Source organism: Enterobacter sp. MGH120, assembly GCF_001037725.1.
GTDB lineage: Bacteria > Pseudomonadota > Gammaproteobacteria > Enterobacterales > Enterobacteriaceae > Enterobacter > Enterobacter hormaechei_C.
In genome coordinates, this window is sequence record NZ_KQ089940.1 from 4,420,725 (window position 1) to 4,438,197 (window position 17,473).

At 49.9% G+C, this 17,473-nt stretch carries 26 protein-coding genes; 8 read left to right on the forward strand and 18 right to left on the reverse strand.

Features of this window, described 5'->3' with window-relative positions:
• Nucleotides 1-162 precede the first annotated feature (162 nt).
• From SK54_RS20630 to SK54_RS20655, 6 genes are all read left to right on the forward strand, one after another.
• Nucleotides 163-714: a hypothetical protein gene (locus tag SK54_RS20630; protein WP_032634092.1), complete on the forward strand. Its 552-nt coding sequence runs from the start codon at nt 163-165 to the stop codon at nt 712-714.
• A gap of 200 nt (nt 715-914) precedes the next feature.
• Nucleotides 915-1,916: a tryptophan--tRNA ligase gene (gene trpS, locus SK54_RS20635; protein ID WP_048247866.1), complete on the forward strand. Its 1,002-nt coding sequence runs from the start codon at nt 915-917 to the stop codon at nt 1,914-1,916.
• 186 nt (nt 1,917-2,102) lie between these two features.
• On the forward strand, nt 2,103-2,786 hold the full coding sequence (locus tag SK54_RS20640; RefSeq protein WP_048247868.1) for a hypothetical protein: 684 nt from the start codon (nt 2,103-2,105) through the stop codon (nt 2,784-2,786).
• Nucleotides 2,779-3,126 (forward strand): hypothetical protein, encoded by a 348-nt coding sequence (locus SK54_RS20645; protein WP_048247871.1) that lies wholly within the window; start codon nt 2,779-2,781, stop codon nt 3,124-3,126. The genes SK54_RS20640 and SK54_RS20645 overlap by 8 nt, the downstream gene beginning before the upstream one ends.
• Nucleotides 3,127-3,128: 2 nt before the next feature.
• Nucleotides 3,129-3,608, forward strand: coding sequence for an Hcp family type VI secretion system effector (locus SK54_RS20650; protein WP_047726434.1), 480 nt, complete (start codon nt 3,129-3,131; stop codon nt 3,606-3,608).
• 115 nt (nt 3,609-3,723) lie between these two features.
• Nucleotides 3,724-4,095: a hypothetical protein gene (locus SK54_RS20655; RefSeq protein ID WP_048247968.1), complete on the forward strand. Its 372-nt coding sequence runs from the start codon at nt 3,724-3,726 to the stop codon at nt 4,093-4,095.
• A gap of 74 nt (nt 4,096-4,169) precedes the next feature.
• On the opposite strand, the gene SK54_RS22265 is transcribed toward SK54_RS20655, so the two are convergent.
• Nucleotides 4,170-4,643: a SymE family type I addiction module toxin gene (locus SK54_RS22265; RefSeq protein WP_075550066.1), complete on the reverse strand. Its 474-nt coding sequence runs from the start codon at nt 4,641-4,643 to the stop codon at nt 4,170-4,172.
• A gap of 301 nt (nt 4,644-4,944) precedes the next feature.
• Between SK54_RS22265 and SK54_RS20665 the strand changes: the two genes are divergently transcribed.
• The gene (locus tag SK54_RS20665) at nt 4,945-5,814 is read left to right on the forward strand and encodes a phosphorothioated DNA-binding restriction endonuclease (protein WP_048247873.1); all 870 of its coding nucleotides are present in this window, start codon (nt 4,945-4,947) and stop codon (nt 5,812-5,814) included.
• Between the two features lie 160 nt (nt 5,815-5,974).
• Complete coding sequence (locus SK54_RS20670; protein ID WP_048247875.1) at nt 5,975-7,183, forward strand: site-specific integrase; 1,209 nt, start codon at nt 5,975-5,977, stop codon at nt 7,181-7,183.
• An 81-nt stretch (nt 7,184-7,264) separates the two neighbouring features.
• On the opposite strand, the gene SK54_RS22270 is transcribed toward SK54_RS20670, so the two are convergent.
• The 17 genes from SK54_RS22270 to SK54_RS20750 form a co-directional block, all read right to left on the reverse strand.
• Entirely contained in the window at nt 7,265-7,879 is a 615-nt protein-coding gene (locus SK54_RS22270; RefSeq protein WP_023293398.1) for a TIR domain-containing protein, read from the reverse strand.
• Complete coding sequence (locus SK54_RS20675) at nt 7,879-8,607, reverse strand: hypothetical protein (protein WP_048247876.1); 729 nt, start codon at nt 8,605-8,607, stop codon at nt 7,879-7,881. The genes SK54_RS22270 and SK54_RS20675 overlap by 1 nt, the downstream gene beginning before the upstream one ends.
• 133 nt (nt 8,608-8,740) lie before the next feature.
• The gene (locus SK54_RS22275; protein WP_075550067.1) at nt 8,741-9,187 is read right to left on the reverse strand and encodes an endonuclease domain-containing protein; all 447 of its coding nucleotides are present in this window, start codon (nt 9,185-9,187) and stop codon (nt 8,741-8,743) included.
• Nucleotides 9,160-9,459: a hypothetical protein gene (locus tag SK54_RS20685; RefSeq protein ID WP_007798620.1), complete on the reverse strand. Its 300-nt coding sequence runs from the start codon at nt 9,457-9,459 to the stop codon at nt 9,160-9,162. The genes SK54_RS22275 and SK54_RS20685 overlap by 28 nt, the downstream gene beginning before the upstream one ends.
• Before the next feature lies 1 nt (nt 9,460).
• Nucleotides 9,461-9,868: a hypothetical protein gene (locus tag SK54_RS20690; RefSeq protein WP_048247880.1), complete on the reverse strand. Its 408-nt coding sequence runs from the start codon at nt 9,866-9,868 to the stop codon at nt 9,461-9,463.
• Between the two features lie 18 nt (nt 9,869-9,886).
• Nucleotides 9,887-10,396: an HNH endonuclease signature motif containing protein gene (locus tag SK54_RS20695; protein ID WP_032174607.1), complete on the reverse strand. Its 510-nt coding sequence runs from the start codon at nt 10,394-10,396 to the stop codon at nt 9,887-9,889.
• 16 nt (nt 10,397-10,412) lie between these two features.
• Nucleotides 10,413-11,408, reverse strand: a complete 996-nt coding sequence (locus SK54_RS20700; RefSeq protein WP_032174740.1) for a phage capsid protein — start codon at nt 11,406-11,408, stop codon at nt 10,413-10,415.
• Between the two features lie 270 nt (nt 11,409-11,678).
• Complete coding sequence (locus SK54_RS20705; RefSeq protein WP_048247882.1) at nt 11,679-11,942, reverse strand: hypothetical protein; 264 nt, start codon at nt 11,940-11,942, stop codon at nt 11,679-11,681.
• Nucleotides 11,943-11,956: 14 nt separating this feature from the next.
• Nucleotides 11,957-12,652, reverse strand: a complete 696-nt coding sequence (locus tag SK54_RS20710) for a hypothetical protein (RefSeq protein ID WP_048247884.1) — start codon at nt 12,650-12,652, stop codon at nt 11,957-11,959.
• A gap of 2 nt (nt 12,653-12,654) precedes the next feature.
• The gene (locus SK54_RS20715) at nt 12,655-12,894 is read right to left on the reverse strand and encodes a hypothetical protein (protein WP_032174601.1); all 240 of its coding nucleotides are present in this window, start codon (nt 12,892-12,894) and stop codon (nt 12,655-12,657) included.
• Between the two features lie 14 nt (nt 12,895-12,908).
• Complete coding sequence (locus tag SK54_RS20720; protein WP_228337397.1) at nt 12,909-13,154, reverse strand: hypothetical protein; 246 nt, start codon at nt 13,152-13,154, stop codon at nt 12,909-12,911.
• A complete protein-coding gene (locus SK54_RS20725) occupies nt 13,139-13,717 on the reverse strand; it encodes a hypothetical protein (protein ID WP_048247887.1) in 579 nt (192 codons plus the stop codon). The genes SK54_RS20720 and SK54_RS20725 overlap by 16 nt, the downstream gene beginning before the upstream one ends.
• The gene (locus SK54_RS20730) at nt 13,701-13,892 is read right to left on the reverse strand and encodes a hypothetical protein (protein WP_032174597.1); all 192 of its coding nucleotides are present in this window, start codon (nt 13,890-13,892) and stop codon (nt 13,701-13,703) included. The genes SK54_RS20725 and SK54_RS20730 overlap by 17 nt, the downstream gene beginning before the upstream one ends.
• Nucleotides 13,889-14,098 (reverse strand): hypothetical protein, encoded by a 210-nt coding sequence (locus tag SK54_RS20735; RefSeq protein ID WP_032174596.1) that lies wholly within the window; start codon nt 14,096-14,098, stop codon nt 13,889-13,891. The genes SK54_RS20730 and SK54_RS20735 overlap by 4 nt, the downstream gene beginning before the upstream one ends.
• The gene (locus tag SK54_RS20740) at nt 14,098-14,529 is read right to left on the reverse strand and encodes a hypothetical protein (protein ID WP_032174595.1); all 432 of its coding nucleotides are present in this window, start codon (nt 14,527-14,529) and stop codon (nt 14,098-14,100) included. Before SK54_RS20740 ends, SK54_RS20735 begins: the two co-directional genes overlap by 1 nt.
• Before the next feature lie 43 nt (nt 14,530-14,572).
• Complete coding sequence (locus SK54_RS20745; protein WP_032174594.1) at nt 14,573-16,417, reverse strand: DEAD/DEAH box helicase; 1,845 nt, start codon at nt 16,415-16,417, stop codon at nt 14,573-14,575.
• A 23-nt stretch (nt 16,418-16,440) separates the two neighbouring features.
• A complete protein-coding gene (locus tag SK54_RS20750) occupies nt 16,441-16,743 on the reverse strand; it encodes a hypothetical protein (protein WP_032174593.1) in 303 nt (100 codons plus the stop codon).
• Nucleotides 16,744-17,473: the final 730 nt, after the last annotated feature.

Consider the following 17,473-nt stretch of genomic DNA (forward strand, 5'->3'; position numbering starts at 1 on the left):
TAGTTAATTGATCTTACCTCTACAGAGCCTTTTCAAAAGCATTTCGGAGTAATTTGCATTAAGTGAACTCCATATTTAGCCCCCCCCCATAATTGACAGCAGTAGATGCAGAGGATCTTGTTATATGATACTCGCTATCATATACCTCGGACATATAACCAAATGAAAAAAATCATAAAATACCGTTTAAGTAATCTTCAGACATTCATAATTTCTTTTTTCTTAATAATTATCGGTTGTAGTATAACGCGGTATACCAGCCTTGAAACCGCATGGCTTTTTTTGTTGGGTGGGCTTTTTTTAGCATTTATATCACTTCTGGAAAGCAAGCGTCTTTCGCGCGTTGAAAAAGGGGTTTCTCTCATTTTCTTTGGGATATTCATGGGATTAGGAATTCCAGAACTGTTCCAAAAAAACTATAAAGACTTAATGACCCCTGATTTCAACGAGAACCTTGCTATATTTACTCAAATGGCTTTTTTTGTTTGTGCCGGAGCCGGAGGAGGTGTACTCGCCAACCATGCTGAGAATATTAAGACGGTCGACGTCACACCAAATACGCAAAATGGAAATGTTGATACAGCATTAAACTATATAAAAACATTGCAAGTAGAAGCCATATCACAGCGTAAAAAGATAGAGCAGTTAAGGTTAGTTATAATCGTAGCTGTAGGCTTGGGTTTGGCAAACCTTATCGTAACCATTTTAAAGTAGAGAAGGATGCAATTGAATTGTTCAATAATTATGATACTGTAGTTCTATGAACATAAACCACGCCGTGCTCACCGTAAACCGCTGGTGGCTGCCTTCTTAAAGGCGGCACGGAGTTGTTTTCCTCATTTTCAGATAGCCGCCGAAAGGCGGCTTTCTCACATCTTAGACCCCTTTCGGCATTACAACGTTAAGGAGTCTTTATGAACGCACCAACCATTCTCACCGGCGATCGCCCAACCGGCCCGCTGCACCTCGGTCATTTCGTCGGATCGCTGCGCCAGCGCGTGGCGCTTCAGCAGACGCACAACCAGTTTGTGCTGATTGCTGACCTTCAGGGGCTAACCGACAACGGCAGCAACCCGCAAAAAATTCGCGACAACATCCCCGAAGTGCTGGCCGACTACCTCGCCGCCGGCATCGACCCGAACCTGACCACGATCTGCCTGCAATCCGCCCTGCCCGCCCTTGCAGAGCTGACGATGCTGTATATGAACATCGTCACCGTCGCCCGCGTGGAGCGTAACCCGACGGTGAAAAACGAGATTGTGCAGAAAGGCTTCGCCCGCTCGCTGCCGGTCGGGTTTATGGCCTACCCCATCAGCCAGGCGGCGGACATCACCGCGTTCAAGGCCGAGTGCGTGCCCGTCGGCGACGACCAGCTGCCGATGATTGAGCAGACCAACGAGATTGTGCACAAGATGAACAGCCTGCTGCCCGCCCCGGTGCTGCGCCACTGCAAGGCGATGCTGAGCGACACCAGCCGCCTGCCCGGCATCGACGGCGGCGCCAAGATGTCAAAATCGCTGGGCAACACGCTGCACCTTTCGGCCAGCGAAGAGACGATTCATCGTGCGGTCAGCGCCATGTACACCGACCCGAACCATCTGAAGGTGAGCGACCCGGGGCAGATTGAGGGGAATGTGGTGTTTACGTACCTCGACGCGTTTCATCCGGACAAGGAGAAAGTAGCGGCGATGAAGGCGCATTATCAGGCGGGCGGGCTGGGCGACAGGGTGTGTAAGAACGAGCTGGAGGCGTGTTTGCAGGAACTGATTGCGCCAATGCGGGAGCGGCGGGCGATGTATATGCGGGATAAGGGGGAGTTGATGGCGATGCTGAAGCGCGGGACCGAATGGGCGCAGGGGGTGACGCAGGAGACGTTGAGGGAGGTGAAGGTTGGGCTGGGGGTGCCGGTGTTTTGATGAGGTGAGTTGATTGAGGTTGGGCGGTGGAGTGCGTGCTGTTAGCACAAAGCCGCTTATTATCTCATTTAATATAATATTAATTCCGCCAATAATTCTTAATTCGTCGTTTAGATATAATTAATTGCTTTATCTACATTAATATCACATTGATATTACCCTTTATAATACATTTGAAGGGATACTATGGCTGATGTAGAAGATATAGCCCGGAGATTATGCAACATAATCGCTTCTCCTGATACAGTTACTGGGCTTATAAATGGAGGGCTATCTGTACCGTTAGATTATGGATATCTGTTTTACGGAATCTTTGACACAGATACCAGGTATGCTCGTGAAACTCAACGTATAAGAATGATGACTGCCATAAAAAACGACATTTTGAATTACGAGAACATAGTTAACGCAGTTAACGTTATATTTAAAGCATTCAATAGATATTTAACCGAGGAGGAGCAGGATAAAATATACAGATCTGTAACGACTTCAATTGCAGGTAGAATATCAACCAATATTATTGCATCAACAATCGCAAAGCATGTTATTGAAAGGACGTCCTTCACGTTTGTTGTTTTCAAAGGGAAAAGTCACCCAATCACGGCACTGAGCACACTCCTTTTGTTTGGTGGAATGGCTGAACGATCAATAAGAACATCTGACAGACTCAAAGCAGAAGCCCCAGAAGTATATCAACTTCTGAGACCAAGAGACTATGACTTACTTTATTTTCTGTTCGCTGATGCCGTCCAGCCTTTCGTAGATGCTATCCATGCAGGTTATTCAGAAGGAAAACCTGTATTTAATCAAATCATGAAGAAAGTTAATGAAAAACTAACTGCACATACTACGGCAGGATCGTATGAGTAAGTTTATCACCCCAATGATAAACCTGCTTCTTTGCTCATATTTAGTTTTAGCCTATATCCTTAGCTGGGTTGAATTCGAAACCTGGCGTGATAAAACAATCGCCTTTTGCATCATTACCTTAAGTGCCTACCTTATTTCATTAGTAATGAATAAATTACTGCCAGTAAAGATGCATATTTTTGGCGGAATCCTGGATGTGTTATCAGGCCCCTTACTGATCATCGGTGCATTTGCTTGTATAGCTGTCCTTGAACCATGGCCGCTGAAAATCATTGGCTTATTCATATGGGTCGTGGCGATGTTACGCCTACCTTCTTTTGTAAATATAGATGAGGAATAATCATGTCAAATCCAGCATATCTTTGGTTAACCGATGCTAATGGCTCACCAGTCGTAGGAGGTTCCATGGTGTCCGGTAGGTTAGGCGCTATTGAATTAAAGGCGGTCGCTCATCACCTCACCATTCCTGTGAGTGGAAATACAGGCCGACTAACAGGTACCCGTGTACATACACCAATTGCCGTTCAGAAAGAGTTTGATAAAACAACACCGGTTCTCATCAGGGCACTGTGTGAAAACCAAACGCTAAAATCGGCTACGATCAAAATGTATCAAATTGATGATGCAGGAATCGAGAGAGAATATTTCAACATTATCCTGGAGAATGTAAAAATCACGGGTATTACGCCCAATCTGTTCCCGGGTTCTGGAACAGGAACGCATACAGAGACAATCGAGCTAAGATATGAAGCAATCACCTGGAAACACTGTGACGGGAATATAGTTTACAGAGATGCCTGGAATCATATGGCGATAGCCTGAACCGACTTTAAAATTTCTCGGGCCGGGGTAACGTTGTGCTTGTCGGTCCGACCAAGCGGAACGTCGCCGGGAAGCGCTGGCGATGATTTCTACCGCTTTAAAGGAGAGCATCATGATGGAACCCACACTCTCTCAAGTCATTGAGGTTGTTCGAAACTCATCAGGTGAGCATCGTAAACCTATCGATAGCAATACGTTGATTGAGGCCGATTTGCATATTTGCGGTATGGACGGCGAAGACTTACTGGAAGACTGCGAAGAAGCGTTTGGCGTTCAGCTTGCCACGGAAGAAGATGGCTACAGGAAAACGTTCTCTCTCGCAGAGAATGAGTATCTGTTTACGGGTGAAGGCATAGACTTTTTTGGCATCTGTCGGTTTATCCGCTGGATACGTGGCATACCCGAACCTGTTATATGTGATTTAACCGTCGGCAAACTTCACGCTGCGCTGGTTAAGGCTGTGAAAGAGCAGGTTAAGCGTGATTGATTTTTACTTAAAACGGGCATGAGATGACATGCCCGTTTTATTGCTTCAAGCGTTACATTAGATGGGAAGCACAGTTACTCCGACATCGCCTGCCCTGTTCCACGCTTAACAGCCGGTATATCGCCTGTATCATTCAGCGCTCCCGGAAAGGCCTTCAACCACTGCGCCACTTTCTTTTTATTTATATTCACCACGCTCATGCCTTCCAGGCATCCCCATAATTCTCTTGTATGTTGTGGCGTAATCACAATACAGTCTTTCATGGCGCGGATTTTTACGGGCATGCCGTCGATAAAGCCCGCACGGGTTAACCACTCGCCGCCCAGCAGAAGGTATTTCATATCTATGCGGGAATAAAGTTCGCAGCAAGCGGCACTGTCCTGCGGCGTCTCAGCGCGGGGATGGACGGGGGCCGCGTTGAACTGGTTGCCGTGAAGTCGGCGGGCGCTGTTTTTGCGCACCAGTTCGCGGTTTTCAATCATGCCGGTGAAAGCGTCTGATTCTGTTTTGCAAACAGTAAACTCTGGCTTAAAATTCGTCGCAGCCATTTTCAACTCCTTCATAGTTGTTTGTGGTTAGCGGTATGGGGGTGTTGCAGCACCTTCATATCGCGAATTCTTCTTTAAATATTCTTTGATACTTCCTTTTGCCGTTCGGCGTAATTTCTGGTGCTTATTATACAGGACTGAATATAAATACAGCGGTTTGGTGTGGGGTAAATTTGGAATTTGCGAGGGGGATTCAGGAAATAGAGTTCTTTGCGGTAAGGTCATGTTTTTGTTGATTGCGGGTTGATCGGTCTGGGTTTTGCGAGCATCATCGCAATTATTTACCTTCTTCCGTAACGCGATGGCTTCCAGCAAAACTCTCGAACAGGCAATTGCCGACATCACTATCTGGCGCAAAGGTGAACAGCGAGCGCCGCATAAGCCATTATTGCTTCTTTACGTGCTGGCGAACTATCAGCAGGGGCATGCGCGACTGTTTGATTACGGTACTGAGGTCCACGAGCAGTTGCTTAGCCTGTTAGAACGCTTTGGCCCACAGCGGAAGGCGCATTACCCAAATATGCCCTTCTGGCGGCTCAAGAGGGACGGGTTTTGGGATCTTCAGAATACTGAGTTCTGTTCAACTACTGGCAGTAAACAACCACCTGTTAAAGAACTTGTGGAACATAACGTTGCAGGCGGGTTTGATGAAGAACACTTTGCGTTGCTGAGTAAGAACAAAAACCTGATCGGCTCGCTGGCACAGCAGATCCTTGAAGCGCACTTTCCTGAAAGCATTCAGGAAGAGATCGCGGATGAGATGGGTTTTGATATCCAGCAAATCCGTAAGGTTCGCGATCCGCTGTTCCGTCAGCAGGTGCTGCGTGCTTATAACTACGAGTGTGCTATTTGCGGATTTAACATGCGACATGATAACGCCTCCGTTGGACTCGAAGCTGCGCATATCAAGTGGAAGCAGTTTGGCGGGCCGTGTGAGATCCCGAACGGACTGGCGCTGTGTGCGATTCATCATAAGGCGTTTGATAAAGGATCGATTGGGCTGGATGGGAATATGAGGGTGCTGGTATCTGAGGCGGTGAATGGGGGCGGGATTGTTGGACGGCTTTTCTGGGATTTTGCCGGGAAGCAGATTGCGTTGCCTATGGTGAAAGGGAATTATCCTGAGGAAGGGTTTGTGGAGTGGCATCGTAGAGAGGTGTTTAGACGATGAGTAGAAGGCTGGACTCGAACCGGCACGGGTTTAGGCGGCTTAGCTTGCTTCAAGAATCATTGTTAACTCTTTGAACTAGCTAGACTAAAACTCATAACCCCGGCACATTTCACAGACTGTTTAGCCATGAAAAAGCCCCGACAACATAACAGGGGTTTGTATGAGTTTCAAGAGAGATCGTTATCTAGTTTTAGATCCCTGCGGGAATTACCTCGTGCGGATAGCTATCCCCAGCTACATGCGCCACCTGTTCCAAGGGAAGCGCTACTTTATGAAAAGCACAGGGACACGAGACATACGTCAAGCGCGTTTGTTTCGGGATGCTATTGCTCTGGAATGGACTCGCTTACGGAATCTACTAAAGCCACAAGGAGGCTCATCCGTCGATCAAATAATTGATGAACTACGGCGTGTCAGTGTGTACGCCAAGGAAGCCCCCGCATCATTTGGTGCATCGGTTCAGGCTTGCCCTTCCCTACTTAAAATGCGCGATCTGTATCTTCTCCAATACAGCGAGAAGAGAAAGCTGACCACGCTATCCAAGACCAACAAAGCCGTAGAGGTGCTGTTAACCCACCTGAAAAAGAAAGATATTCAGTTGCGGGATATTAACCGAACCATAGTTACAGGCTGGTTAGATAAGCTCAAAACTGAGCGAGCGCCGCAAACCATCCAGAACTATATAAGCGCACTGGCGCAGATATGGGATCTGGCACGCAATCGCTATCACGATGCACCACAGGACAATCCTTGGCGTGGTCATGCACTCGAAGCCAAAAGCAGCAAGGTCAGCTATGAAGTCTTCGCACCGGGAGAGCTGGCAAAGGTCTATACCTTGCTTGATGACGAGATGAAGGCGGTAACGGCTATTGGTGCTTACAGCGGTATGCGGATCAATGAAATATGTACGCTGCGTGAGAGCAGTATTAAAACCATCGAGGGCGTTTTGTGCTTTGAAATCACCGAGGGGAAAACCAGGAGCGCGGCGCGAATCGTCCCTGTACACAGTAAGCTAATCCCCCTCGTGAAATCGTTGCTCAAAAACACACATAGCGGTTTTCTGTTCTATCACGCCTCAATCACAGACCGAGCCGATGGGAAGCGCTCAACGTGGCATACGCAGCAATTCACGCGAGCAAAGCGTAAAGCGCTTGGCGAACCTGCCGCAGAGAGAAAAGTGTTTCACTCACTCCGCCATGCTTTTGTGCAACAGCTCGACCGTGCTCAAGTGCCAGAGGATAGAATCGCGCTACTAGCAGGCCATGAGCGCGGAAGTACAGAAAGTTTCAAAACCTATTCAAGAAATAGCGCCTCAACGATTGAACTAAAAAGATACGTCGAATTGTTGTCATATAAAGACATCAGGTAAATAAAAAACTTGCGAATTGAATTATTTTTTACTTAAATTATTTGACTATGGCTGCGCTGTTAACTCAAGCGCAGCCAATCGTTACCATAGTCTAAGTTTAGCTCGGATAGCAGGAACTGTATCTGCATTTCTTTTAACAGCAGGATTCATAATTGCTCGTTTATTAAATGCTTCATCAATATATTTTTCGCAATCAGCAATAAAATCGGAATACCTTACCACTGCACAATACACTTCCTCATCAGTGTAATGCGGAACTGTTTTTTGAAAACGATGATTACCTTGCACCAGATAAGGAAGATATAGTGTATAACCAGTAGAAATCTGCCTTAAACTCACTCCACAGTTACAGCGAAAATCAGAACATACAGCATCGGTAAAAACTTCATTCCAGATTTCATCTCTGACGACACCTATCAATCCCGCTGGATTTTCTCCCCATAGAGATGCCTGAATTTCTGAATTCACAAATGGACGTTGGGCTGTCTCTCTCCCGATAAGCACAACAGTAACTGTAGTATCAGCTAGATATTCCTCGCGTATCTTACGCATGATGTATTCTTCACTTACATCAGTACTAATGTCACCGTCGCTTACGGATTTATCGATAAAAGATTCCCCGCCATATGTCTCTATTATACTATCTTTTAAATCCTGTTCATTAGCATGATGATAACTTAGAAATGTTTTATGCATTAGTTGCTCCATTTATCCATGTCAATACTAAACTTGCTGGCAACACTATCTTGAAAGAATTTATTCAGATCAGTAAAATCATTAACAAGTTTATTAAAATGATAATAGTAAGTCTGAATTTTACCGATTGGCGTCAGATGATACCTAAGAACAATTGCTTCACCATCAGGCTTCTCGTCAATTTTAACTTCATCTTTATCTGAGACATACTTATGCCAGCGCCTATAATTATTTTGGTGCTCAGTCAGAAATGCATTTAGTTTTTTGAGCATAGTATTCGCCAACATATATAACTCAAGATCTTTTTTCCTTTTAATATTCAGAACTCGCATCTCAACACGAATAAATTGATAGACCTCGTAATAAGAATTAAATACCTCATCAAAAGCATCCTGCTGGACGTTTATTTTAAAAAGCGTCCTTTTCGTGTCGAGAAAATTCTGTATAGACTTTATAAAAAGGGCATCAGAGTTATCAAAAAGAATATTTAAACCGCCAAAACTAAGCCGTTCAACTTTAAACGAATATTTTCGATTCATCATGCCATCTAATAGAAAGATAGCCACAATGATTAATACAACTACAGAAAGTAGAGAGCTAAGCACCCCAATATTTTGAAGTAAACGCTTATTGAAGGTTATATCTTCAGACGTTGGTAACTGAACCGTTCCCAAAAGCGCAATAACAACTATGCAAACAGACCCCCACGCAACCCATCTCTTGTACATAAGCATCATCCTAAAACGCAGTTTAAAAACTATACAACGATGTTTTTAAGAGTGGAAGTGCTAGTTATCAGACACATTCTGCCTAGCCTACGCATCTCTAATGTGTAGGCTAGTACAATGAACTTAAGCCCAGCTAAGTAAGTTGCTCAGTTTTATGGGGATAGATAACTCCTATCCCCTTGTATTGGCGTCGGTAACTTACCAACATTACGCTCATACTGGCGTGGGTCAGCCCACATAAACTTCCTGCATAATGGCCTCCCTCGGCAGCGTTAGCAGATCGATGCACCACAGCACGCACGCGCCCGGTTCGGTGGCAGTGATCCAGCACGGCAGACGCAAGGCGCAGCGGCTTACCTGTCACAGCACAGCGGCGGTATTGATAGTTCCAAAGGAAGACACGGACGGCAGCCACGTCAGCGCGGCGCAGCTCCAGCCGCCCGGAGCCATTCAACAAAAAGCGATACACATCTTCGAATACAGCAGCATTTGTAACCCGTTCCGCCAGCGGCATGTTGCCAAGGTGTTCCAGATAGCCCCTCATAGCTTTTCTTAGTAGCTGGTCTGTCCGTGTAACCATGATTCAAAATCTCCATTGTCAGACGCGGCCCGCTTGCAGGCTTCGTATTCTTCGCGCTGGCGTTGGCAAACCAGAACATAAAGCTCATCAGCCATCGCATTAACACGTTCGTCACTGATACCGTTGCGGCGCATTAGCCCCAGCAGCTTACGAAATTCATCTTCAAGCTCAGGCTCTCCGGCATCAATTACCCATTGTTTCAGGTCAGCAAGTGCGCCAGTCATTGGCGGCGGCTCGATGTACCGCCACCTCAGCTTAATCGTGGTTATCATCTTATTTATCCTCTCTGTAAGCCGGGTGCATTGCCCGGTATTGCTCAATGGTCAAACCCTCGCTGGCCGCTGTAAGCCGTTCCTTTTGCTTACCCGCCAATCGCAAGGCGCTGTCTCTCCAGCAGAGCAGAAAGAAGACGGTCAGCACCTGCTTACTCAAGCCATCCAGAAGATCACCAAGTCCTTGCTCCAGAAGACAGGCACGCCATGCAGCGGCATGCTCCGTCATAGCGCCGACTATCGGGACAGGTGCGCCAAGCATCGTCGCAAGTTGGCTCATAACACTATTAGCATCGCCCGGATGCAGTCGGGGCATAGTCATGCGGCCAGCCTGCGCCAACAGTTCAGCGTACCGCTGGCGACGTGGGTCATCATCTGCCAGCGCTCTAATCGGCTTTTCATCAGCCATTAATGGAACCTCCGGGGATTAGGCAGCCTGCAACAAATCGGCTGGTGTTGAGGGATGGTATCTGGCTTTAGCTTTCAGGTACGCAGCACGTGCCGCCGCTTCGGATGTGAATAAGCCAAGGTGATGGCGTACACCGTCAACGCGTATGTAAGCCTCCCATTTGCTACAGCCTTTATTCCAGCTATATCCCCTTGCCTTGCGTCGGTTCTGGTCGTTTTCCCGCTGCGTAACCAAACGCAGATTGCATAGGCGGTTGTCGTCACGGATACCGTTGATGTGATCGATCTGCTTACCGTGAGGAATAGCGCCATGCGCAAGAATCCACGCCACGCGATGGGCTTTTAGCTGGTACTGCTTGCCATCAAGTCGCAGGGCAACTTGACGATAGCCATCAGCTCGCCGGGTGGAGTCAGCATAGGAGCCAGCCTTAACCCGGCGTCGGTTAGCTTTATGGCACAAGCGACCTGTAACCGGGTCATACAGGAAAAGGGATCGCAGCAGCTCAGGGGCGTAAGCATCATTAACCATGACTCAGCCCCTCCAGTTACGCAGATTGTCGGAAATTGATAACGCAATCAGGACGACGCAGCCCAACGTTGAACAGGCGATATGAGTCCATCACCATCGTCATTTCGCGTTCATCATCCCACTGGCGATTAATGACGCTCTGCGCTTCGACCGTCAACAGTACCGAGGAAGGTTTAAACAGCGTCGCCCTCGTCAGCGCTTCCTCTGCGGTAACGTCATAATCAGCGCCCAGTTCATGTCCGGTAATGGCTTCCTGCGGGTAACTATTCAGCTCGATAACTCGCACCCCAGCGACATAGCCAACACGACGCCATGCGTAATCGTTGCCACTATCCCGGCTGTAACGGACGTTCATCAGCTTCTTATGTTCCATCAGGATGCTGAACCAAGCCGGGTCGATAAGCAGTACCAGCTCCGCCACCGGAATATCTTTCTCAGTCAGGAATCGATTAACAGCAGCTTTAATAGCGCTAACCAGCTCATTCGCGGCGTCTTCTTCGCTCCCCGCTGTCAGGTCGAGCGAGACAACGTTATCCGTCAACGGGTTAAACGTTGGTTGCAGTGTCGGCGGTGGTACAAAGTCAGTCGCTTTGATTAGCTGGATGGCGTGCGCTTCGTCGTAGAATTTAGCGTGAGCAGTACCGATATTGCGGCTCAGCTCTGCGCGAAAGGTGGGTGCAGTCCAGTCATCCTGATAGTCAATGGGGATGCGGATATAGCTCAGCGTATCCACAGAGATAACCAACTTGTCCGACTTAACGGCGGTAGGCTCCAGCGATTGCCCTGCTGTTCTGCCCTTCACCTCAAGATCACCACTCAGGCGATCAATGCGGTATTGGTTGCTGGCTTTCAGCGGCCTGTATGTAGACAGCCTCTCGGCCAGAAATACGGATTTGGACTCTAAACGGGTCTGGACATCCCGGTCATAAGCCTCGATGTGAATATCATTGTCGGATTCCACCCCGCCATAATGTGGGCGAAACAGATCGGGACTGTACGAAGTATCAGCCATAAACAAAACTCCTACGTAGGTTGATGAAGCCCGCGCCATCGTCATGGTGCAGGCGTGCGTAATCCTCCCGCCGTGGCAGGATTCAGAGAGATGGAAAATCAGGGTTAAAGCAGATTGATAGAAAAGTCTCCGAGTACCCGAAACTGGCTTTGCTAGGCCAGAATTGGCGCGGCTCTCAGCGATTAGTGGACAGTAAGTAGTAAATTCGCAGGGTCAGGTGTCCAGTCGGACTTGCAGCCCACAATGCACCGTCAGGCGCTGGCATCGGAATCAGGCAGCCCAGCGTTGCGCGGAATTCCGCTCAGTAAACCAAGCGACCATCGTCTGGCGCTTCTCTTCGCCAAGCATCCCGGCGCGGTACGCATCGTATTCAGCAACACCCCAGCCAAAAGTAACGAGGCATTCAGCGACACGCGTCAGATGGTCGGGGCTGGTGCTGGGGTATTTATCAAGCAGAATGGAAAGAATGCTATCGACCGAGTGAGATTGTTTCTCTACCTCGGTCAGGACTCGGATTCTATTCTCATCGTACATATGGAATTCTCCAGTTAGCGCCCGGCACGCTTCCCGGCGCTGCGTTGAGCAACCAGCGCATGATACTGCTGGTCGTATTCTCGCGTGCCAGCACCCCGGCCAGTCTGTGCAGCCCATTGATTCAGCGCATCGTACGCCGCGATGAATTCAGCGTGTGACATTCCGACAGGTTGCGCGGCGGGCTGACCATATGTGTTCCCCTGCGACGGGACATAACCAGTCGCAGTGCCTGCGGCCATCCTCTCTTGCAGGTACTGAACAGCCCGCTGCATCTGCGCAGGGTCGCCAGACATAACCATACGTTCAAGGGTGGATTGCGTCCCGGCGTCAAGCGTGCCCGCGTACTGCAACATAGCGTCAACTGTTCCGTGCCCGAGCTGGCTTTCTATAGACTGGTGAAACTGCCCCATCAATCCTTGCAGCTCGGCGGTGTACTCAATAGCTGTTCCATCCATCAGGGGAATAGTATCGCCCACCTGCGCCCCGGCGCTGTCCGCGTTCTGGTCTTGCTGATTAGCAATATTGCTATTATTCCATTGGCCGCCATCATTACCGTTAACGGGTTGGGTACGGAGGAAATCAGCATCAGCAGGCGCAGAGCTAAAGCGGGATGCCCCATTGTCAGCTCCAACAGGTGCAGCCATGTATGGCGATTGCTGCGATGCAGCATCAGCGCCAGCAGCGAGATAAGGGTTTTGATTGTCAGCCATAATTATGCAACCTCTTGTGATGTAACTCGGCGGTGCGCCAGTTCAAGTAAAAGCATGTGCGCATGTACGCATCGGGCAGGAATCATCTTCTGTCCGTGGTACGCTTTGCCGAGATCTTGTCTGTCGATCTGGTACACACGAGCCAAGTCGATTTGACGAAGATTCAAGGCGTCAGCAATGAATTTCAGTTGTTGCCCGCAATCAGCCGCGCGGCGTGGCTCCATTAAAATGATGGTGCTCATGAAATAATCCTCAGTTAAATAAGCCCGTGACGGCGTAGCCAACGGCGCTCGCCAGCGGAGCCACGCGGACGCTGGCGGCGTCCACGGGCGGTGACTGGCTGTTCGGGTGCGGCCTCACTTCGGAGATTCTGCGTCAGGATGTCCCACCCCTGCGGCTTAACAGGGGCGTAGCCTTCCCGCATCTCGTCAAGGTTGACGTATTGAGTCGGGTCAATTGCAGGGTGAATGATGTCGTTATCTTCCATCACTCGGCTCCCCATTTCGCATTAACATTTTCCAGAATGTCACCATACGGCCAGCGGCTCTTTAAGCAGCGGTTAACGAAAGCGATCACCTCTGGCGGAACGTCCAGCTTTTGGGCGATGTCAGCGACAGGCCAGCCAAAGCGCTCTAACTTGTGGATTTCATCCAAATCAGAAGGCACCAGCTTGCGCATGGCTTTCGCTTTCTCCGGCTTCACTTTAACGGCTTTCGGCGCAGGGTGAGTGTGGGCGTTCTGGAATCTGGAATGAGCGATAGCCAGCACGGTTTCAGGGCGAATCAGCGTATCGCGGGCAATCATAAATTCCGTATCACGGTGCAGCTTGCCGGGCTTATAGCGGCTGCGGATGGCGTTGTATTCAGCCAGAGTAATATCAGCATCGTCTTTCCACTGTTCGGCCAAGTCATCGACATAGACGCCACGGATTACACGGTCGATGTCGCTCGGGCTGAAACCAGTGCGAGAAGAGATTTCATCGTTGTTCAGGTGGTCAACAATACTCAGTTTATTGATAAGCTGAATATCGCGCAGGGTCAGGGTTGCGTTACTGGTGGTTGTCATACTGGAACTCTCCATCAAAGTTAATCGAATCTTCTACAAGGTCTTTAATCAAAGCGAGGCTGGATGCGGTATGGATACCACCGCCGCGCCGGGCGTTGTCGTACATGGCTTTGGCCTGCTTCTGGTACTTCTCAGGCAGCGAGTTAAACCACGCTCTAAACTGGTGCGGCGTCATTCGTTGTCATCCTCCGGGAACACGTTATTGAAAGATGCGTCCGGCGCATCGGCGGCATTTTGCTTGAGGAAGTTCACGCAGGATGACAGCTCGGCAGCAGCCATGCGGGATTCTCCAGCGGAGTCCTCTTTCAGGCGGCGGGTCAGCGCCTCCAGCAACAGGCACCGCATATCCCATGTCCCAGCTTCAAACTCGGTTTTGGTCATTAATGGTTATCTCCAACTGGTAACAGGCCAAGCGCCCGGATGTGCTGTATCACTTCTTGATGCACGGGCTTCGGCAGAAATAAACGGCGGGCAATGGCGGCGTAAACTTCATCAGGTGTCTTGCGCACTGGATGCACTCGACCATTAAAAACCCGCTCAGACAGGCGGACAGCTTTCCAGCAACGTGAGCCATCCGGCCTTTTCATGCGGTTCAGCACAGCGGCCAGACACTCCCACGGTTCGCAATCATTCAAAAGGCAATATCGCTCCAGCGGCGTGGACACCTCGCGAAGGATGGCCTCCCGGTTAAGGGTCTTGCGATGACGTTCGGCCAACCCATCAAATGAATACCCGTTCAGGGCGTAAGCGAGCTGCGCATTAATCAGGGCGTCAGAACGCCCCGCGCGTTGCTGCACGGTTTCATCAGGCATGTGGATTCTCCAGAGAGGAAATTAAACAGGCGAGCCAGTTAGCTCAGAGGAAGCGGGAGATGTAACCCCAGTTAGCATTGTGGGGCTGGTACAACGCCGCCAAATCATCAGGCGCATCCCCCAGCGCCAACGATGACCAGAGTATGAAAGCACGGGCAGGTTGACCATCGCGCCCGGCACGGCCAACCATTTGCACCAAATCGGGCAGGTCTTCCGGAACATAAGTGACAATTACGTTACGCACGTCAGAAATATCGGCTCCGAGGCCAAAGGCTTTGGTCGCCACCAGAACAGCGCCGGGCGTGCTGGAGAACCACTCTGCGTTGGCGTGCCGCTGATCGCGGCTCAGTCGCTCAACGTCAGAATGATAAGGCCGGGCACGGTCTCCCAGTTCGTTGAGATACGCATACAGCATCTTTATGCTGTCCACCATCACCAATGTCTTTTCATTCTCCGGCAGCGCATTGACCAGACCAACGGCAGCCCGGCGCGGAGTTACGCATTGCTGAGCAGGAATAAGCTGGATGTTTTCACGGGCAGCACTGGCGCGGTAGGTGAGGAACTCGCCACGACAGCCAAGCTCTTTCATCAAGCCAGACTCATCACCTTTTCGCAGGGTCGCAGTAAACGCGCACCGCTGAGCATCCGGGAAGGCATTTTGCAGGGTGTGCTTCATTGCAGGGAAAGCGTCCCGGAACTCCCATTCATCAACGGTGTGCACCTCGTCAATGATAAATCTGTCCGCACCAGCGGCCATCAGCGCGGCAAGCACCTGACTACCCGGCACCAGATGTTCAGGCGAAACGACTGCGACGCGGAAAGCACCAGCAGCCAACCCCGCAAGTTGCTGCGCATTACGCCGCTTCGGTAGTTTATCGCCAAATGCCACAGCGTGAACGCCAGCCTCCCTTAACTGCTGTAGCACCTGCTGCTTGATAGTGTTCGTCGGCACGACAATAACGGTCATACCTTCGCCAGCATCAGACTCAAATTGCAGGGCATAGGTGAATGCAGCCGTCTTTCCGTACCCGGTCGGCAGTACGGCCAACATATCGCGGTCACGGGCAAACACAGCGGCGGCCACGTCGAGTTGACCGGGTCGCCAGTCATGACCATCTGGCGGCGGTAACGGTACGAATGCCGGGCGGTCGCATTGCTCCAGCTCACGGAACCTGTACGGCGCTGTAACCAGCGGCGGGATGGACGGCGGCAGGTCAGCGCCGCCAACGTCACAGTGTTGGTTCTTCGTGTTGAAATTGTCCTTAGTGGATTTCAGCTCACTGCCCCATAGCTGGTGAAACTCCGGGCTATCCCCGAGGGTGTCAAAGTCAGCGTGGCGCATCGCCTCCAGCTTGCTCATGCCACGATTGATGCGGCGGATGGTCTTCTCATCACAAATCAGAAACTCGCGACAGGCTTTAAGAAAGGCGTTTTGCCCCGTGGTCGCTTCCGGGATGGCGTGCTCACGCGGTTTCAATGCGGCATCGTCTACGCGAACACCGGGGAAATCTGGTGGCAGCGGCTCGGCGTACCGGGCAGGCTTTTTGTTTAGCCACATCACCAGCTCAGCGCGGCGGCAGTGGATTGCATCGCCCGGCTGGATAATCTGGCGCAACCCTGCATCAGCGCGGCGGGCGTGTGTCTTGCGTCCGATTCCGTTAGCCTCTTTCCATTCTCGGAACGACATAACAGAATCGTCAGCGTTAAAGTAAAATTCTTGTGACTCCGTATTAAACGCAGCCTGTATGGGTTTACGCTTTACAGGACATTGCTTGTTACGCGATACAACTATCTTATCCGCAACCAGTTGCTGAGCATCCGCAGGCGCAGTGTTCAGCGGTTCGGCGTCAGCGGCCAGCGCAAGCAGGCGGTTCAATCTCGTGGGCATGTTTGAAATCTCCAGTCAAATAATCAAGCAGCTTTCCGCCAGATGTATCGGCGGTGGACACCTCTCTTTTTGGTCACGCCGTGCAGCTTTCGCCATGCGCGGAAGGTCATAACGGAACCATCGGGATTGTAGTAATACACACGCAGACGTTTGTGGAATGCTCCCTGTACCGTCTTGTCCGTGACAGCGCAGCGCACGTAATGCGGGATAACAGTTTCACTCCAGACCAGTTGTTGCGGCGTGGCGCTAATCGTGCTTAACGCTTCGGCGGCAGCAGTTGCCAGCTCCAGTTGCAGGCGTGAATTCATGTGGCGTAAATCAACCATGATGTAAGCTCCAGAAATTAAGGTGAGTTTAGAACGGGGCGCAGGACGGAAGCGCCGGAAGTGTGGCGGTGGCGGTTGAGGCGGCGTCGGTGTTCCGTCCCTCTTTAGTAGTGATCTTCATCCAGTGATTTGGATTTAACTCAGGCGCAACAGGCAATGCAGCGGGATAGCGCGAGGGCGGGCTTGTGGTCTCATCTTCCCACACTAGTAACCCTTATCGGTCGGTAGCCTTCCCAATATAGTAGCTTTCAAGTCAAGAATGCTATCCGGGGCTTGCCTTCCCTTTGTAGTCACTTTCATCCACGCATACCCCGGACAGCCCTTGTGGCGTCTGGTGCGACAGGCAATTTCAGGTAGGTGTATTAGGGATGTGAAATTGGTTCTTGGCGTAGCTCTTTCCTACAATATAGACACTTTTAAATTTATTAATAAATGCAGTCAGTTAAACGGTTATCTTTATTACCTATAACTTTCACAGATCAATAGATTAAAATTGATCGGAATTATCAGCTTTAAATTTCTTGACAGCTATTTGTATAATGGTTTTAAGAAGTTGTATCGGAGTGAGCGACTGGCAGTGAGCGTAGCGAACGGTAAGCCAGTCGGCGAAGAACGAAGAGTATGAGATGACTTGTCATCGAATATGATGAGTGATTGAGCGCTACGAACGAAGATACGCTGTATAACAGTTAGAACAGTTACCTAGCTGAATATGAATAATACATTTAAT

Coding starts and splice junctions, on each gene's coding strand:
- SK54_RS20630 (WP_032634092.1), top strand. CDS start 163: ATGAAAAAAATCATAAAATACCGTTTAAGTAATCTTCAGACATTCATA.
- trpS (WP_048247866.1), top strand. CDS start 915: ATGAACGCACCAACCATTCTCACCGGCGATCGCCCAACCGGCCCGCTG.
- SK54_RS20640 (WP_048247868.1), top strand. CDS start 2,103: ATGGCTGATGTAGAAGATATAGCCCGGAGATTATGCAACATAATCGCT.
- SK54_RS20645 (WP_048247871.1), top strand. CDS start 2,779: ATGAGTAAGTTTATCACCCCAATGATAAACCTGCTTCTTTGCTCATAT.
- SK54_RS20650 (WP_047726434.1), top strand. CDS start 3,129: ATGTCAAATCCAGCATATCTTTGGTTAACCGATGCTAATGGCTCACCA.
- SK54_RS20655 (WP_048247968.1), top strand. CDS start 3,724: ATGGAACCCACACTCTCTCAAGTCATTGAGGTTGTTCGAAACTCATCA.
- SK54_RS22265 (WP_075550066.1), bottom strand. CDS start 4,643: ATGGCTGCGACGAATTTTAAGCCAGAGTTTACTGTTTGCAAAACAGAA.
- SK54_RS20665 (WP_048247873.1), top strand. CDS start 4,945: ATGGCTTCCAGCAAAACTCTCGAACAGGCAATTGCCGACATCACTATC.
- SK54_RS20670 (WP_048247875.1), top strand. CDS start 5,975: ATGAGTTTCAAGAGAGATCGTTATCTAGTTTTAGATCCCTGCGGGAAT.
- SK54_RS22270 (WP_023293398.1), bottom strand. CDS start 7,879: ATGCATAAAACATTTCTAAGTTATCATCATGCTAATGAACAGGATTTA.
- SK54_RS20675 (WP_048247876.1), bottom strand. CDS start 8,607: ATGTACAAGAGATGGGTTGCGTGGGGGTCTGTTTGCATAGTTGTTATT.
- SK54_RS22275 (WP_075550067.1), bottom strand. CDS start 9,187: ATGGTTACACGGACAGACCAGCTACTAAGAAAAGCTATGAGGGGCTAT.
- SK54_RS20685 (WP_007798620.1), bottom strand. CDS start 9,459: ATGATAACCACGATTAAGCTGAGGTGGCGGTACATCGAGCCGCCGCCA.
- SK54_RS20690 (WP_048247880.1), bottom strand. CDS start 9,868: ATGGCTGATGAAAAGCCGATTAGAGCGCTGGCAGATGATGACCCACGT.
- SK54_RS20695 (WP_032174607.1), bottom strand. CDS start 10,396: ATGGTTAATGATGCTTACGCCCCTGAGCTGCTGCGATCCCTTTTCCTG.
- SK54_RS20700 (WP_032174740.1), bottom strand. CDS start 11,408: ATGGCTGATACTTCGTACAGTCCCGATCTGTTTCGCCCACATTATGGC.
- SK54_RS20705 (WP_048247882.1), bottom strand. CDS start 11,942: ATGTACGATGAGAATAGAATCCGAGTCCTGACCGAGGTAGAGAAACAA.
- SK54_RS20710 (WP_048247884.1), bottom strand. CDS start 12,652: ATGGCTGACAATCAAAACCCTTATCTCGCTGCTGGCGCTGATGCTGCA.
- SK54_RS20715 (WP_032174601.1), bottom strand. CDS start 12,894: ATGAGCACCATCATTTTAATGGAGCCACGCCGCGCGGCTGATTGCGGG.
- SK54_RS20720 (WP_228337397.1), bottom strand. CDS start 13,154: ATGGGGAGCCGAGTGATGGAAGATAACGACATCATTCACCCTGCAATT.
- SK54_RS20725 (WP_048247887.1), bottom strand. CDS start 13,717: ATGACAACCACCAGTAACGCAACCCTGACCCTGCGCGATATTCAGCTT.
- SK54_RS20730 (WP_032174597.1), bottom strand. CDS start 13,892: ATGACGCCGCACCAGTTTAGAGCGTGGTTTAACTCGCTGCCTGAGAAG.
- SK54_RS20735 (WP_032174596.1), bottom strand. CDS start 14,098: ATGACCAAAACCGAGTTTGAAGCTGGGACATGGGATATGCGGTGCCTG.
- SK54_RS20740 (WP_032174595.1), bottom strand. CDS start 14,529: ATGCCTGATGAAACCGTGCAGCAACGCGCGGGGCGTTCTGACGCCCTG.
- SK54_RS20745 (WP_032174594.1), bottom strand. CDS start 16,417: ATGCCCACGAGATTGAACCGCCTGCTTGCGCTGGCCGCTGACGCCGAA.
- SK54_RS20750 (WP_032174593.1), bottom strand. CDS start 16,743: ATGGTTGATTTACGCCACATGAATTCACGCCTGCAACTGGAGCTGGCA.